The following is a 16,515-nucleotide window of genomic DNA, read 5'->3' as shown; positions in this document are numbered from 1 at the left end:
TGTGCGGCAAAACTGCAGTATCCCTGATGCATTGATCACACGCCTGGTCAGACCTTGCGTGTCGACCTTCAGCGTCTTTCGTTACGCGAAAACCCATGAGTGTCTTTCCCACAAATTGCGCAAGGTTTCTAATGTGAATATCTGGAGTGAATCCATCACTTTATTTAACTGACACTCGGAATTCTTGTGAACCCCTCTACTTAAATAAAATAAAAGTCCGCTTTAATGTTTACTTGCTGAAACTGTCTGACTATTATTGCGACACTGTAACCGTGTCATCCAGTGCCCAACATAAGGTAGTCCACATGTCCTTGATCAACGAATACCGCGCCACCGAAGAAGCTATCAAAGAGCTGCAAGCCCGTTTGAAGAATCTGTCCCAAGACGACAAACTGCAAACCGAGCTGGAATTCGAAGGCAAACTGCGCACCCTGATGGGCGAGTACTCCAAATCCCTGCGCGACATCATTGCACTGCTGGATCCAGAATCCAAAACCAGCAAAACCCCACGTGGCGCCGTGAAAACTACCGGCACCAAACGTGCTCGCAAGGTTAAACAATACAAAAACCCGCACAATGGCGAAGTCATTGAAACCAAAGGTGGCAACCACAAGACTCTGAAAGAGTGGAAAGCCAAGTGGGGCGGTGATGTGGTTGAAGGCTGGGCTACCCTGCTGGGCTAAGCGACAGCCGTCGCAGAGCACTTTGTGACGATCAAAAAACGCCAGCCCGCTGGCGTTTTTTTATGCCTGACATTCAGTGAATGAACTCACAGGCTCAAACGTTTGCGTAACGCCTGAGCATAATTGTTCCACTCCTCGAGTACCTGACGTTGCCCCTCTGTCGCCGTGGCCAGGCCTTGCACCGTGGCTTGATTAAAAGTCTCCAGCGTATTCGGAGCCCCGTATTCAGGATCGCTCAAACGTTGCTGACAGAATAAACGCCAGCGTTCTTGCTCCTGCTCATTCAAGGTGTCTGGAAAGTTGCGAGCACGGTAGCGGAATAATAATTCGGGCAGGCGCTCATCATCGAACGGCCATTGCTCTTGCGCTAATTGAGCAGGGTCGGCGGTCCTGACTTGCTCACATAACCGGCGATCGCGATCACCCATAAAGCCAGCGTATAACTGTTGCTCAGGGTCCAGGCAGGGGACAAAGTCCTCGCTGGAATACATCGCCTGGATTTTATCTCGCCAAACTTCATGTGCGGCAGTTAGCCGCAGCGCTCTAGCCTGATACCCGGCCATGTCCAATTGCAGGCGCTGCTGATCTTCGGCGCGTAAAACAGACAACGGTGCCACCACCGGACAACGGTTGATATGGATCAACTTGAGCGGAACGGGCAACTCGCCGGGAAGCAGATCGTCATGGCGAGCATACAGCCGTTGACGCAAAGTGTCGGCGTCCTGATCCAGCAACCCCTGGGGATCGAGGTGCAGATCGCAAACGATCAGGGCATTACGGTTACGTGGATGCCAGGCCAGCGGCAGAACCACGCCCACATAGTGCCGGGCAGCAGAAAAGCGCCCCGAGATATGCACCATCGGCTGCAGCAGCGTTATCTGCTCCATGACCTTTTGCTTGCTGCGCAACTGGAACAGCCAGTCATATAACTTCGGCTGTTTCTCACGGATCAACCGCGCCAGCGCAATAGTCGCCCGCACATCGGACAAGGCATCGTGGGCCTGGCCATGGTCGATGCCGTTGGCGGCGGTCAGGCGTTCGAGCTTGAGCGTGACGCGGCCGTCTTCTTCGGGCCAGACAATGCCTTGCGGGCGCAACGCATACGCGGTGCGAACCACATCGATCAGATCCCAGCGACTGTTACCGCCCTGCCACTCGCGGGCATAAGGGTCGAAAAAATTCCGGTACAGGCTATAGCGGGTCACTTCGTCATCGAAGCGCAGGGTGTTGTAGCCCGCACCGCACGTACCGGGTGCCGCCAGCTGTGCGTGAACCCGGGTCATGAACTCGGCTTCACTCAGGCCTTGCTCGGCCAGGCGACTCGGGGTAATGCCGGTAATCATGCTGGCCACCGGGTGCGGCAGGATATCGTCGCTCGGCTGGCAGTAGAGATTGACCGGCTCGCCTATCTCATTGAGCCTGGCATCGGTGCGGATCCCAGCCACTTGCAACGCACGGTCGCAGCGTGGGTTGATACCGGTGGTTTCATAGTCGTACCAGAAGATGGAGGTCACGGGCTATTCCTGATCTAAAGACCGACAAAGTCTAGGCGCTCACAGGTTGGCCCGACCAGCGCTGTGTGCATTGAATCCTTACTCGCGGCATTGTTTGTTACATAGTTATGTCGTTTGTCCCTCGGTCACTGCTAGCATCGGCTCAGTATTGACCCACAACCAGGCCACCCACCACGTTGCCCATGCCCCAGACTTCAGCACTGCCACGCAACGCACCGCTGCACCCGCCGCTGGATACCCGGTACCAGGTCGAGACGCCAGAAGGTATCGACCTGCCACTGCGTCCGGCCGGGCTGATGCCCCGTGCGCTGGCCTTCGCCATCGACCTGGGCATTCGCGGGCTGATCCTTGCCCTGCTGTTTGTTTTCCTGGGGTTTCTCGGCGAACTCGGCATCGGCCTGGGCTCGATCCTGCTGTTCCTGATCAGTTGGTGGTACATGGTGCTGTTCGAAGTGCTCAACCAGGGTCGCTCGCCGGGCAAACAACTGATGGGGTTGCGGGTTGTCCATGACGACGGCACGCCCATCGGCTGGAGCGCCTCGTTGACCCGTAACCTGCTGCGTTTTGTCGATATGCTGCCGTTCGGTTACTTCCTCGGCGCCCTCAGCTGCCTGCAACATCCTGCCTTCAAGCGTCTTGGCGACCTGGCGGCCGGCACGCTGGTGATCTACCGCGAACAGCCGATAGCGCGCCCGCACCTGCCCCTCGCGCAACCGCTGCGGCCGCCCTTTATCCTCAATCTGAATGAACAGCGCGCGGTGTTGAGTTTTGCCGAACGCCAGGGCGAGCTCTCCGATGAGCGAGTGCACGAACTGGCAGCCATCCTCGCCCAGCCGCTGCAAGTCTCTGCGCCACGCGCCGTTGCCGAACTCAACGGCATCGCCCGCGGCTTGCTGGGGCCGCCATGAAGCAAAGCCTGTTCGAAAGCCGCCATCAAGCCGAGTGGGATCAATTTGCCCGACGCCTGGAACAGCTGGAAGGTGGCAATGCGAAGGCCGCTGACTGCAGCGATTTCCCCAAGGACTACCGGCGCCTTTGCCAGCACTTGGCCCTGGCCCAGGAGCGCGGCTACAGCAGTTTCCTCATCGACCCGCTGCAACAGCTTGCACTGCGAGGCCATCAACAACTTTACCGGCATCGCGGCCAGTTGGGCGCCGATACCCTGAGTTTCATCCTTGCCGGCTTCCCACGATTGGTCCGTGAGCAATGGCCTTTCGTACTGGTGGCCGGCCTGTTGTTCTTTGGCAGTCTGTTCGGCATCGGCATTCTGGTTTTTCTGTTCCCGGAGCTGATCTACAGCCTGGTCTCCAGCGAACAGCTGGCCAAGCTGCAAAGCATGTACGACCCCGCCGCCAACCATCTCGGGCGAACCGCCGACCGGGCCTCCAGTGAAGACTGGGTGATGTTCGGTTATTACATCATGCATAACATCGGCATTGCCTTTCAGACCTTCGCCAGCGGTTTGCTGTTTGGCCTGGGCAGCGTGTTTTTCCTGTTCTTCAATGGCCTGATGATCGGCGCCGTCGCCGGCCACCTGACGCACATCGGCTATGGAGAAAACTTCTGGTCGTTCGTCATCGGCCATGGTGCCTTCGAACTCAGCGCCATTGCCCTGGCAGGGGCCGCCGGCCTGCAATTGGGCTGGGCATTGATCGCGCCGGGACGCCTGCCACGCGGTGATGCCTTGCGGCTGGCGGCGCGCAAGAGTGTGCAGTTGATCTGCGGGGTGATGCTGTTTCTGCTGATTGCGGCCTTTATAGAAGCCTATTGGTCGTCCATGACCGAACCCACGCCACTGATCAAGTACCTGGTGGGTGCAGTCCTCTGGCTGCTGATGGCGGCTTACCTGTTGTTTGCCGGACGTACGCCCCATGCGCCTGAGTGATGCCAGTGTGGTCATCCGCCCGCGCACCCGCTGGGAAGCCATGGACCTGGGCGTACTGCTGAGCCAGCAACATCGACGCCTGCTGATGACCAGTTGGGCGCTCATCACCCTGCCGGTCTTCGCACTCCTCAGCCTGCTGCTATGGGACTCGCCCAACCTCGCCTTGCTGCTGTTCTGGTGGTTGAAACCGGCGTTCGATCGTCTGCCGCTGTATATCCTTTCCAAAGCCCTGTTTGGTGAAACCCCAACGTTGAAGCAGGCGCTGGGCCAGTGGCCGCGCCTGCTCAAACCGCAATTGCTGGCCAGCCTGACCTGGCGTCGCCTGAGCCTGAGTCGCAGTTTCATCATGCCCGTGGTGCAACTGGAGGGTCTGAGCGGGCAGGCGCGCCAGCAACGGTTGCTGGTGCTGCAACAACGCAACGGCGGCGCGGCGCGCTGGCTGACGGTAATCGGCGTTCACCTGGAGCTGGCCTGGTGGATCGGGCTGATGGTGCTGTTCTATCTGCTTCTGCCGCAACAGGTCGAGCTGGACTGGAGCTGGCAGGCATTGATCGTCGCGGCCACGCAGGACTGGCTGTGGCTGGAACACCTGATCAACGCCCTCTACGTGTTGGTACTGATTGTCTGGGAACCGGTGTATGTCGCCTGCGGCTTCAGTCTGTACCTCAACCGGCGCACCGTGCTCGAAGCCTGGGACATCGAACTGATCTTCCGCCGCCTGCGTCAACGCTTGAGCAGCGTCGCCGTGACCTTGATGCTGATCGGGCTGATGCTGATCCCCATCGCGCCGCCGGCCTGGGCAGTTGAATCGCCCAATGGGCCGCAGAGCCCGCGCTTGCTCGACCAATCGCTGACCAGCCAGGCGTCCAGGGATAGCATCGAAGCCATACTTGAAAAACCGCCGTTCCAGAATCCGCAAACCGTTACTCGATATCGCTTCGGCGAAGACCCGCCAGATCAGACCCGCAACGTACAAGCGCCGCAATGGCTGAAAACACTGTTGGGGATGTTCGACAGCCATAGTTTCGGCTCCTTGGCCAAGGTCATCGAAATGCTGCTGTGGGCGTGCATCACAGGTGGCATTGCCCTGCTGCTCTGGCATTACCGCGAGTGGTTACAGGCCTTTGTCGGTCGCCACCCGGTGCCGCGCAGCCGGATGGCTCGCCCGGCCCCTGAGCAACTGTTCGGCCTGGACGTCAGCCTCGACACCCTGCCCGCCGATGTCGCCGCCAGCGCCGAACGCCTCTGGCCGACGCAACCTCGTGAAGCGCTTGGCTTGCTCTATCGGGCATTGCTCAGCCGCCTGCTGCATGATTTTGACCTGCCGCTGAAAGCCGCCGACACCGAAGGCCAGGTGCTGGAGCGCATCCAGCAGCTGCAACATCCGGCCCTGCAAGCCTTCAGCAAAAACCTCACCCTGCATTGGCAGAACCTGGCCTACGGTCATCGATTGCCCCCTGTGCATTTGCACCAGGAACTCTGTGATGCCTGGCGCGAGCTGTTCGACTCGGGGGCGCCACGATGAATCGGCGCCTGCTGTGGCTTGTCGGTTTGCTCATCAGCGGTGTGCTGATAGCACTCGGTGCCTATCTCTACCTGAACGCCAGGCCTTATCAGGAAGTGATCGATCACGGCCCCTCTCCCGAGGCGGTGGCCAATCCGTACCTGGCCGCCGAGCTCTTTCTGCGCCAGCAAGGTCTGCAGGTCGCCCACGCCAACAACCTGGAAATCCTGCCGACCCTGGAGCCGCATCAACAAAGCCTGCTGTTGCTGGGCGAACGGGCGAACATGAGCCCGCGCCAGGCCGATCAGTTGCTGAACTGGGCCAGGGCCGGCGGGCGCTTGCTGTTGGTTGCCGAAGCGCTGTGGGATCAAGAGACGGGCCGCAGTGGCGATCTGCTGCTCGACCGCCTGCAACTGCGCCAATACCTGAGCAAAGACCTTAAACAGCCGTCGGCCAAAGCCACTAAAGCCCCCTACTCCAAGCTGACCAAGCTTTATCTCGAAGACGAAGACGCGCCGGCCTACGTCAGTTTCGACACCGAGTTTCATCTCGAAGACCCGAACAACCTCGCCCAGGCCTGGGCCAACAGTGCCTTGGCCACCCACATGATGCAGCTTAACTATGGCCTCGGCTCGATCACCGTGGTCACCGACGCCGAGCTCTGGAAAAACCCGAACATCGGTCGCTACGATAATGCCTGGCTGCTCTGGTACCTGAGTTCGGACACCCGCGTGACCCTGCTCTTCAACATTGACCACGACGACTTGCTGACCTTGCTGCTGCGCTATTTCCCACAAGCTCTGGTCGCGCTCGCAGCCCTGGCCGGCCTGGGGATCTGGCACGTTGCGATGCGTCACGGCCCGCTGCAAGCGCCAGCGCCCAAGGCCCGCCGACAACTTCAGGAACACCTGCGCGCCAGCGCCGATTTCCTGCTGCGGCGCAGCGGTCAAGGCCGCCTGTTACAGACGTTGCAACACGATATCCTGCGCCGCGCCCGACACCGCCACCCGGGTTTTGAACGACTCGGCGTTGCCGAACAATGGCAGGTGCTCGCGCGCCTGAGCGGGCAACCCACCCGCGCCATCAGTCAGGCTCTCAGCCCACCGCCAAAACAACGGCTATCCAGCGCTGACTTCAGCCGTCAGGTGGCCCAGCTGCAAACTCTCAGGAATGCCTTATGAGCGAACAACCGACGGATGCGGGCCAGATCGAGCCCGTCAGCAACCAGGCCGCCCAGCAGCGTCAGCGGGCCAGCCAATTGGCCCAGGCGGTGCGCCATGAACTGCGCAAGGCCGTGATCGGCCAGGATGCAGTGATCGATGACGTGCTCACCGCCTTGATTGCCGGTGGCCATGTGCTGCTTGAAGGTGTGCCGGGGCTGGGCAAGACCTTGTTGGTCCGCGCCCTGGCACGCTGCTTTGGCGGTGACTTCGCGCGCATCCAGTTCACTCCGGATTTGATGCCCAGCGACGTCACCGGCCACGCGGTGTACGACATGCAAACCGAGCAGTTCAAGCTGCGTAAAGGTCCGTTGTTCACCAACCTGCTGCTGGCCGACGAGATCAACCGCGCGCCGGCAAAAACCCAGGCAGCGCTGCTCGAAGCCATGCAGGAACGCCAGGTCACCCTCGAAGGCCGGGCGCTGCCGATCGGCCAGCCATTCATGGTGCTCGCCACGCAAAACCCCATCGAACAGGAAGGCACCTACCCGCTACCGGAGGCCGAGCTCGACCGTTTCATGCTCAAAGTACGCATGGACTACCCCGACGCCGAGCAGGAACTGGACATGGTCCGTCAGGTCAGTCGTTCGACCAGGGCCGACATGCTCGACGTGCAACCATTGCGCACCGTGCTGCAAGCCAAGGATGTGCTGGCCCTGCAACGGATCGCCAGCGACCTGCCGCTGGACGAACAGGTGCTCGACTACGCCGTGCGTATCGCCCGCACCACCCGCAGCTGGCCCGGCCTGACCCTCGGCGCCGGCCCTCGCGCCTCGATTGCCCTGGTACGCGGCGCACGCGCCAGGGCCTTGTTGCGCGGCGGTGAGTTTGTGATTCCGGATGACATCAAGGGCTGTGCCCTGGCGGTGCTGCGCCACCGTGTGCGGATCGCGCCGGAGCTGGATATCGAAGGGCTGGAGGTGGATCAAGTACTTAAACAACTGCTCGATCAAGTGCCGGCGCCACGGTTGTGAATACGTTCATGACGAATCGGCGGTGCTCTCAAAAAGATCGCAGCCTTCGGCAGCTCCTACGGGATTTGCGGTTGCACACGGTCGGTGTAGGAGCTGCCGCAGGCTGCGATCTTTACCGGCCCACACACGGTCTGAAACCCTGCGTGGGATCCCCACACCCATGAAACCCTCCCGCCTGCTGCTGACCTGGCTCGGTATCCTGCTGATCCTGAGCATCGTGCTGGGGTCACTCAGAGCGCTTGGGATCAATGTGGCCCAAAACATCCTGTCCATCGCTTGGGCACTGCTACTCGCCCTCCTGCTCCTGGCGCTGCTCGACGCCCTTAGACTCAAACGCCTGCCCTCTCCACGCCTGCAACGGCAGATGCCCGGCAGCCTGGCACTGGGTCGCTGGGGCGAAGTAAGCCTCGAAATCCAGCACGACTACCGACAACCGTTGAAGGTGCAACTGTTCGACCACGTGCCGCAGGGCCTGAATTTCGAGAACCTGCCGCAATCAGTCGAGCTGCACCCGGGCCAACGGAGCCTGATCGGTTACCGCCTGCGCCCGCTCAAGCGCGGTCATTTCAGCTTCGAACGCTGCGAAATCAGCCTGCCCAGCCCCTTGGGCCTGTGGTCCGACCGACGCTATCTGACCGCGATCGACAGCACCCGGGTCTACCCGGACTTCGCCCGTTTGTATGGCGCGCAGTTACTGGCCGTGGACAACTGGCTCAGCCAGCTCGGCGTCCGCCAGCGTCAACGTCGTGGCCTGGGCCTGGAATTCCACCAACTGCGCGAATTTCGCGAAGGCGACAGCCTGCGCCAGATCGACTGGAAAGCCACCGCCCGCCAGCGCACCCCGATTGCCCGCGAGTACCAAGACGAACGCGACCAGCAAATCATCTTCCTGCTCGACTGCGGCCGGCGCATGCGCAGCCAGGACGGCGAGCTGGCGCATTTCGACCATGCCCTCAATGCCTGCCTGCTGCTCAGCTACGTCGCCCTGCGCCAAGGCGACGCCGTAGGCCTGAGCACTTTTGCCGGCGAACAATCGCGTTACCTCGCCCCGGTCAAAGGCCAGGGCCAACTCAACGTGCTGCTCAATACCGTCTACGACCTCGACAGCAGCCAACGCCCCGCCGACTACCAGGCCGTCGCCAACCAGCTGCTGGCCCGTCAGAAACGCCGGGCGTTGGTGGTACTGGTGACCAACCTGCGGGATGAAGATGACGAAGAATTGCTGACCGCCGTCAAACGCATCGGCCGCCAGCACCGGGTACTGGTCGCCAGCCTGCGCGAGGAAGTACTCGACAGTGTGCGACAAGCGCCGGTTCAAACCTTGTCCGAAGCGCTGGCCTACTGCGGCACGGTCGATTACTTGAATGCCCGCGCCGAGCTTCATGAGCGGTTGACCGCTCACAGCGTTCCGGTGCTGGATGCGCGGCCCAGTGAACTGGGGGCTGAACTGGTGACGCGGTATCTAGACTGGAAAAAAGCGGGGGTAATTTAGCGAAAAACGCCCTTTCTCGAATGAGAAAGGGCGCTGACTACGTTAAGAACAATACCGATTATCAGAGATAACTTCCGTCATACAGGTTGTGAATCTTGAAAGACGCAGTTTGACCATCGTAATAATTGACGAATATCCAACCATCCCACCCAGTAGAGCTTACGAATGGATCTCTCCCGGAAACTTTTACAGTCACCGGAACATTATGCGCTACCTGCCCGGTGAACGTGGAAGCCACACGCACTCCTTTCCTCCAATAAGACGCTGAGCCCCCCATCTTCTCAGGTCCAAACCTTTCAGTTATTTTTACCTTGTTATGCCCCAAAGACATTGGCAACTCCAAAGACCTGAAGCCCCACTCCGGGACATTCAACCGCAATGAAAAGCTCCCGTTTTTAATGCTATTGACGCAATTCAGCGTCCACGTCACCCCGCCCGGTACCAGCTGTTGAATGTCCTCCGGTTCTGGTGTCACAACTACGCCGAGGTCTGCTGCGGCTTCACCGCTCCATTCCAGCTTCACGTCCATGCCAAGCAAAAGACTGTGAGGTTTTGGTCGCACGGTGACGGTATGCGTCGTTCCATGACAGGGATACGCAGTACCGCCCCCGAAGACCATCGGGAAGGTATCGAATCGGACGTCCACTTCCTCGGCAAGATTTTTGGCAAGCACCCGCCCCGGTAACTGCCAGTCCGGCAGTTTAGGGCTGCTAAGTTTCAACCCGAAAAACCCACCCTTGGTACTGGCCTTGATCGTCCATACCGTCGTCAACTCGTTCTCCTTCAACGGTATATTCGTCCCTAACGGCGGATCGACCTCAAGTCCCAGCTCAGCCACCCCATGCAGGTCTTCCAGGCTGACATGAGTAAGCCCGATCAACGGACTTCCCTTTTTAGGAATCAACTTCAACAAATGCGGTGGTCCCTCCAGAAGCAAAAGCTCCATCTTCGCCAGATCAACCAAATCTCCATCCAGCCAAAGCTCGAACTCCCGCGCCCAGGCATTGCGCTGCAATGCGGTCACCTCAAACGGTTCCTCGACTACGACGCCTTCGTTCTCTTCTGTTAAACCGGCAATGACCAGGTGCTCACCCGCGGTCTCCGGTATGTACCTGAAGCTGGTCCAACCGCCCGGACCGGTGACAGTAGTCGCCATGACTGCTTGCCCATCCACACTCCAGTCAACGTGAAGCCCCTCAATCCCGTCCCCGGTTTCGGTGGACACGGCCTGAACTCGCAACAGTACGCTCTCGCCGGAGTCCACCACCGGCCGGCCAATCACCGGGCCGGCTTCGGCAAACTCGAATGCAGCAGCGGTAATGTCAATGATACGAGGGCGCGTCCAGTCAGACTCGCCACTGTCGGAGTGGTGTTGAACTTGCCATGTATAGGAGCCCGCTTCCAACTTGATTCTTTTATGAGAACTCCACTGACGATTTTTCACTGAAACTTCGTCCGCACCCGTATCTACGACTCCTTTAGTGACCTTCAACTTGACCTGTAAGTCGTTAAGACCGGTCCCGCGAAAGAGTATGCTGTTAGCCCCCATGCTGCCACCCTCCCGAGGAGCGATGATGCCTGGTGGCTGGTGTACAGCCTCTTTTTTTACGTCAAATGTATGGACTTCACTCCAGTCGGAAACATGTCCGTTGAACGCCTGTTGTGCCTCAATTAACTGCGACCCGGAGTCCAGGGGCTGGGCTACTTTGTCTGACCACTCTCCATCCGCATCCGCTGTTTTGGTGAATAACACCCTACCGCCCTTGAGCCGTACGGTGACATCCGCATAGGGCAAACTCTTGCCGCTGATAATCGGAAGCGATGAAGTTTCAGTGCCCTTCTCTGGCTCCGTGAACGAGGGTCTATCCGGGTTAACGTCAAAGGCGTGCGGCTTTGACCAATCCGAAGCTTGCCCGTTGAACGTTTGCCTCACCTTCAGCGTGTGCCGTCCCAGGTCCCATGGATGGTTGGCTGGGTGAGACCAGCTACCGTCATCCACCGGGACATCCTCGGCCACCGGAGTATCGTCCAGATATCGCACCTCAAGCCTGGAACCGGAATAGCCCCCGCCTTCAAGCCTTGGGAGTTGTCCTGATGTTTTTCCTTCATATTCGGGATAAGTGATATTCGGGACGCTGGGCTTCGCTTTGAAGGTGAGTAGATCGCTGGCATCGGAAGGCACACTATTTACGGTCTGCACCACCTTGACCGTATTATCTCCAGGTACCCAGTTCTGGGTCGGGGTGAATGTGCGGGTGGCCCCGCTGCCGGTAAAACTGCCAAGTACCTCGGCGCCCGCCCCCGTGAACATCTTCAACGTGACCGCACCCGAAGCAACCCCAGTAATGGTCAGCGGCTGTTTCGGTTCGGTTGGACTGGTCGGTAGGATGATCACCAGTTTCGGCGGTTTTACTTTAAACGTGAGCGGTTCACTGGGTAAGGAAGCCTCACCACCCGCGGTCTGCACCACCTTGAACGTCCGTTCTCCCGGCACCAGGATCGGGGTGGGTGTAAATACCCAGCTATAAATCTCAGGCGTCGAGAAACTACCAGGGACCTCCTTACCTGCACCATCCAGCATCTTCAGCGTCGTGTCGTAGTGCATAGAACGATTACCGCTGATCGTCTGATTCTGCGCTGTCGTCGAACCCGGCGCAGGCGCAGTGATCACCAGCTTGTAGGGCCGTACTTTGAATGTGCGCGGATCGCTTCGGTCTGAGGTCACGCCGTTGTAGGTTTGTTCGGTCGTGATCGTCCAGTCGCCCGGCCACATACCAGTGGCCGTAAATGTCCAGTTAGCCCCACTGTTCGTGAAAGTGCCTGGCACCACCGTGCCGTCCCTGCGCAGGATCAACGTCGCCCCCGCATAAAACCCGGTACCGCTAATTGTCTGCCCCGATTCTATCGGCGAGCCGGGTTGGGTGATCACCAGTTTCGGCGGTCGTATTTTGAAACCTTGGTGCAGAGAATAAGCAGAATTCTGGCCACTCACCACATTCCGTGCAGCCACTTGGTAAGCGCCGGGCCCCAAGGTCAGCGCCGTTGAGGTCCAGCCCCCATTGGCATTCGCTGTAGCTGTAGCCCATTCAGTGCCGGCCCCCGACTTTTGCAGGCTCACCTTCGCCCCGGGCCCGAAGTACCCATTAGATCCCGTGAAAACCGAACCGATGTCTATCACCTCGTTATCCGTCGGGCTAGAGATAGTCGGACTCGGAAGCACCACCGTGAACGGCCGCGCAACGCTGGGTAAGGACGGCACCCCGTTTACCGTTTGCACCACTTCGACCGATTTCCCGCCCAGTGACAAGTCGGCTGTTGGCGTGAAACGCCAAGTCGTTCCAGTCACCGTGACCGCCCCCAGGGAGGCGCCGCCGACATACCGCAATTCGACTGCTGCGCCCGTCATGCAGCCACCGGAAAATTCCGGCCGTAGACCCGTCTCTGCGGTATCGGGCTTTAGAATCGTCGGTTTGGACGGTCGTATTTTGAAACCTTGGTGCAGAGAATAAGCAGAATTCTGGCCACTCACCACATTCCGTGCAGCCACTTGGTAAGCGCCGGGCCCCAAGGTCAGCGCCGTTGAGGTCCAGCCCCCATCGGCATTCGCTGTAGCTGTAGCCCATTCAGTGCCGACCCCCGACTTTTGCAGGCTCACCTTCGCCCCGGGCCCGAAGTACCCATTAGATCCCGTGAAAACCGAACCGATGTCTATCACCTGGTTATCCGTCGGGCTAGAGATAGTCGGACTCGGAAGCACCACCGTGAACGGCCGCGCAACGCTGGGTAAGGACGGCACCCCGTTTACCGTTTGCACCACTTCGACCGATTTCCCGCCCAGTGACAAGTCGGCTGTTGGCGTGAAACGCCAAGTCGTTCCAGTCACCGTGACCGCCCCCAGGGAGGCGCCGCCGACATACCGCAATTCGACTGCTGCGCCCGCCATGCAGCCACCGGAAAATTCCGGCCGTAGACCCGTCTCTGCGGTATCGGGCTTTAGAATCGTCGGTTTGGACGGTTTCACTTTGAACGAACACGTAATACTGGGCTCGGACACCCTGCCGTACTCAGTTTGCCTTGCCTTGATACCCTTAACGCCAGCGTCCCAAGTGGAATCAAAAAACCAGTTGGTGCCGTGGATCACGGCATCGCCCAACTTACTATCGTTGGGGTAGAGCACCTCAACAGTCGCCCTTGCCAAACACGTCCCCTCAATCGTCAATCTACCAGTGGGGTGCGTGCTGCCTGGTTGCGGCTCGGTAATTTTGGGCGCTGGCGGGTTGGCGGGAGTCCCTACGGTGAACTCGACTTCTCTGCTTGGATCGGAAACCTTGCCGTATTCGGTTTGTCGAGCCTTGACGTGCTTAACGCCGGTATCCCAAGTGTAATCAAGCTCCCAGGTAGTGCCACCCACCACAGCGTCGGCCAACTTAGTACCATCCCAGCTCAGCACTTCTACAGTCGATCTCGCCAGACACGTGCCTTTAATCTTCACATTTCCTACGGGATGCTTGCTTCCTGGTGCTGGCTCGGTAATCTCCGGCGCGGGCGGTTTGCCTGGTATCCCCACGATGAACTCGCGTTCGGGACTTGGGTCGGAACGCCAATGGTTCAAGGTTTGCCTGGCCTTGACGTGCTTAAAGCCGGTCTGCCAAATGTAATCAAGGGTCCAGATGGTCCCGTTCACCGTAGCAACGGCAAGCACGCTATCGTCCCAGTTCAGCACATCTACAATCGCGCCCTTCAAACAGGTCCCTCTGATCCTCACATTACCTACGGGGTGAATACTACCCTGTTGCGGTTCATTGATTTCCGGCACAGGCGGTTGGGTCATCTCAACAATGAAAAACTCGCACTGGGCGCTTGGGTCAGAAGCCACACCTCTCACCGTTTGCCTGGCCTTGACGTGCTTGGTGCCAGCGTCCCAGACACGATTGTAAGTCCAGATGGTCCCGTTCACCGTGGCATCGGCCAACTTACTATTGTCCCAGTTCAATACATCAACAGCCGTCGCTCCTAGCGAACAGGTCCCCCTAATTTCCACATTCCCTATGGGATGCTTGCTCCCGTCTTGCGGCGCGCTAACAACTGGTGGGACTGGCTTAACACCGCCGGCCATCTTCAAATCACCTGAATACGCCCAATCACTCCAAGTATCCCAAAATGCCACGCGCTTGGCATAGTCGAGCCTGAAGTAGAAATCTGCTCCTGGCCGGATCAAATCCCTGGGCACATTAAACGCAATCGCCATTCCAGCGACTGGAGTCCCGCGGTACTCTCGGATTAAAGTGGGGCCATAAAAAAACTGTGCCCGCCATTTAGAGGCGGTCGGCACCGTCACTATTGCGTCAACAAGAAAACCGGGAGAAACGGTAGTGCCAGCTCCCGGACTAAAGATAAGGGGCGCAATCCACAAGAGTTGCGGGGGATCTTCATCCACATTCGTAATTACTTCGTCGTCAGCCATGATTTCAACGCTCCTTTCCTAACCCTACTGCAGTTTCAGTAGGCAATTTCTACTGGCAACCCAGAAGCAAAACCACCTGTAAAAACTGACAGTCTCGACGAACGGCATTCACTATCACTGCGACTTTATCCAACTTTTCGAACGCTCCTACTACGAATTCGTGCTGATTGCCTGGGTCCGAAGGCGTACCATTCACCCATTGCCTGGCCTTGACGTGCTTGGTGCCAGCGTCCCAGACACGACTGTAAGTCCAAATGGTGCCGGTCACGGTAGCATCGCCCAGCTTACTATTGTCCCAATTCAGCACCTCAACCGTTGCTCCCGACAAACAGGAACCGATAACCATCAATGGACCTACTGGGTACTTGTCTCCCTGCTCCGGCGAAAGAATCAATGGTTTGGGCGGCTTGGCGAACGCTCCTACTACGAATTCGTGCTGATTGCCTGGGTCCGAAGGCGTACCATTCACCCATTGCCTGGCCTTGACGTGCTTGGTGCCAGCGTCCCAGACACGACTGTAAGTCCAAATGGTGCCGGTCACGGTAGCATCGCCCAGCTTACTATTGTCCCAATTCAGCACCTCAACCGTTGCTCCCGACAAACAGGAACCGATAACCATCAATGGACCTACTGGGTACTTGTCTCCCTGCTCCGGCGAAAGAATCAATGGTTTGGGCGGCTTGGCGAACGCTCCTACTACGAATTCGTGCTGATTGCCTGGGTCCGAAGGCGTACCATTCACCCATTGCCTGGCCTTGACGTGCTTGGTGCCAGCGTCCCAGACACGACTGTAAGTCCAAATGGTGCCGGTCACGGTAGCATCGCCCAGCTTACTATTGTCCCAATTCAGCACCTCAACCGTTGCTCCCGACAAACAGGAACCGATAACCATCAATGGACCTACTGGGTACTTGTCTCCCTGCTCCGGCGAAAGAATCAATGGTTTGGGCGGCTTGGCGAACGCTCCTACTACGAATTCGTGCTGATTGCCTGGGTCCGAAGGCGTACCATTCACCCATTGCCTGGCCTTGACGTGCTTGGTGCCAGCGTCCCAGACACGACTGTAAGTCCAAATGGTGCCGGTCACGGTAGCATCGCCCAGCTTACTATTGTCCCAATTCAGCACCTCAACCGTTGCTCCCGACAAACAGGAACCGATAACCATCAATGGACCTACTGGGTACTTGTCTCCCTGCTCCGGCGAAAGAATCAATGGTTTGGGCGGCTTGGCGAACGCTCCTACTACGAATTCGTGCTGATTGCCTGGGTCCGAAGGCGTACCATTCACCCATTGCCTGGCCTTGACGTGCTTGGTGCCAGCGTCCCAGACACGATTGTAAGTCCAGATGGTCCCGTTCACCGTGGCATCGGCCAACTTACTATTGTCCCAGTTCAATACATCAACAGCCGTCGCTCCTAGCGAACAGGTCCCCCTAATTTCCACATTCCCTATGGGATGCTTGCTCCCGTCTTGCGGCGCGCTAACAACTGGTGGGACTGGCTTAACACCGCCGGCCATCTTCAAATCACCTGAATACGCCCAATCACTCCAAGTATCCCAAAATGCCACGCGCTTGGCATAGTCGAGCCTGAAGTAGAAATCTGCTCCTGGCCGGATCAAATCCCTGGGCACATTAAACGCAATCGCCATTCCAGCGACTGGAGTCCCGCGGTACTCTCGGATTAAAGTGGGGCCATAAAAAAACTGTGCCCGCCATTTAGAGGCGGTCGGCACCGTCACTATTGCGTCAACAAGAAAACCGGGAGAAACGGTAGTGC

10 protein-coding genes are annotated in these 16,515 nt (G+C 58.5%); 7 read left to right on the top strand and 3 right to left on the bottom strand.

Going from position 1 to position 16,515, the window contains the following annotated elements; translation table 11 throughout:
* Positions 1-305: 305 nt before the first annotated feature.
* Entirely contained in the window at positions 306-683 is a 378-nt protein-coding gene (gene mvaT, locus F8N85_RS19280; RefSeq protein WP_150805129.1) for a histone-like nucleoid-structuring protein MvaT, read from the top strand.
* Positions 684-769: 86 nt separating this feature from the next.
* Here the strand turns inward: mvaT and sbcB are convergent, their stop codons facing one another.
* Entirely contained in the window at positions 770-2,197 is a 1,428-nt protein-coding gene (gene sbcB, locus F8N85_RS19275; RefSeq protein WP_150805128.1) for an exodeoxyribonuclease I, read from the bottom strand.
* A 182-nt stretch (positions 2,198-2,379) separates the two neighbouring features.
* Here sbcB and F8N85_RS19270 point away from each other — a divergent pair, with 182 nt between their 5' ends.
* The 6 genes from F8N85_RS19270 (at position 2,380) to F8N85_RS19245 (ending at position 9,272) form a co-directional block, all read left to right on the top strand.
* On the top strand, positions 2,380-3,105 hold the full coding sequence (locus F8N85_RS19270) for an RDD family protein (RefSeq protein WP_150805127.1): 726 nt from the start codon (positions 2,380-2,382) through the stop codon (positions 3,103-3,105).
* Positions 3,102-4,082, top strand: coding sequence for a stage II sporulation protein M (locus tag F8N85_RS19265; RefSeq protein WP_150805126.1), 981 nt, complete (start codon positions 3,102-3,104; stop codon positions 4,080-4,082). The genes F8N85_RS19270 and F8N85_RS19265 overlap by 4 nt, the downstream gene beginning before the upstream one ends.
* On the top strand, positions 4,069-5,607 hold the full coding sequence (locus F8N85_RS19260) for a DUF4129 domain-containing protein (RefSeq protein WP_150805125.1): 1,539 nt from the start codon (positions 4,069-4,071) through the stop codon (positions 5,605-5,607). Before F8N85_RS19265 ends, F8N85_RS19260 begins: the two co-directional genes overlap by 14 nt.
* Positions 5,604-6,767, top strand: a complete 1,164-nt coding sequence (locus F8N85_RS19255; RefSeq protein ID WP_150805124.1) for a DUF4350 domain-containing protein — start codon at positions 5,604-5,606, stop codon at positions 6,765-6,767. Before F8N85_RS19260 ends, F8N85_RS19255 begins: the two co-directional genes overlap by 4 nt.
* Entirely contained in the window at positions 6,764-7,780 is a 1,017-nt protein-coding gene (locus F8N85_RS19250; RefSeq protein ID WP_150805123.1) for an AAA family ATPase, read from the top strand. Before F8N85_RS19255 ends, F8N85_RS19250 begins: the two co-directional genes overlap by 4 nt.
* Before the next feature lie 160 nt (positions 7,781-7,940).
* Positions 7,941-9,272 carry a DUF58 domain-containing protein gene (locus F8N85_RS19245; RefSeq protein WP_150805122.1) on the top strand — a complete coding sequence of 444 codons (1,332 nt, stop codon included), beginning with the start codon at positions 7,941-7,943 and terminating at the stop codon, positions 9,270-9,272.
* A gap of 61 nt (positions 9,273-9,333) precedes the next feature.
* Here the strand turns inward: F8N85_RS19245 and F8N85_RS19240 are convergent, their stop codons facing one another.
* Entirely contained in the window at positions 9,334-14,736 is a 5,403-nt protein-coding gene (locus F8N85_RS19240) for a hypothetical protein (RefSeq protein WP_150805121.1), read from the bottom strand.
* A 49-nt stretch (positions 14,737-14,785) separates the two neighbouring features.
* Positions 14,786-16,515 (bottom strand): hypothetical protein (locus F8N85_RS19235; RefSeq protein WP_224795713.1); only part of this gene is annotated, 1,730 nt, incomplete at its 5' end.

Origin of the sequence: Pseudomonas fluorescens, assembly GCF_902497875.1 — a bacterium.
GTDB lineage: Bacteria > Pseudomonadota > Gammaproteobacteria > Pseudomonadales > Pseudomonadaceae > Aquipseudomonas > Aquipseudomonas fluorescens_BR.
The sequence above is the reverse complement of the archived record's forward strand: the minus strand, read 5'-3'. Positions and strand labels throughout refer to the sequence as shown.

Bases quoted from the DNA above. Each gene is read 5' to 3' on its own strand.
- mvaT (WP_150805129.1), top strand. From the start codon at position 306: ATGTCCTTGATCAACGAATACCGCGCCACCGAAGAAGCTATCAAAGAG.
- F8N85_RS19270 (WP_150805127.1), top strand. From the start codon at position 2,380: ATGCCCCAGACTTCAGCACTGCCACGCAACGCACCGCTGCACCCGCCG.
- F8N85_RS19265 (WP_150805126.1), top strand. From the start codon at position 3,102: ATGAAGCAAAGCCTGTTCGAAAGCCGCCATCAAGCCGAGTGGGATCAA.
- F8N85_RS19260 (WP_150805125.1), top strand. From the start codon at position 4,069: ATGCGCCTGAGTGATGCCAGTGTGGTCATCCGCCCGCGCACCCGCTGG.
- F8N85_RS19255 (WP_150805124.1), top strand. From the start codon at position 5,604: ATGAATCGGCGCCTGCTGTGGCTTGTCGGTTTGCTCATCAGCGGTGTG.
- F8N85_RS19250 (WP_150805123.1), top strand. From the start codon at position 6,764: ATGAGCGAACAACCGACGGATGCGGGCCAGATCGAGCCCGTCAGCAAC.
- F8N85_RS19245 (WP_150805122.1), top strand. From the start codon at position 7,941: ATGAAACCCTCCCGCCTGCTGCTGACCTGGCTCGGTATCCTGCTGATC.
- F8N85_RS19240 (WP_150805121.1), bottom strand. From the start codon at position 14,736: ATGGCTGACGACGAAGTAATTACGAATGTGGATGAAGATCCCCCGCAA.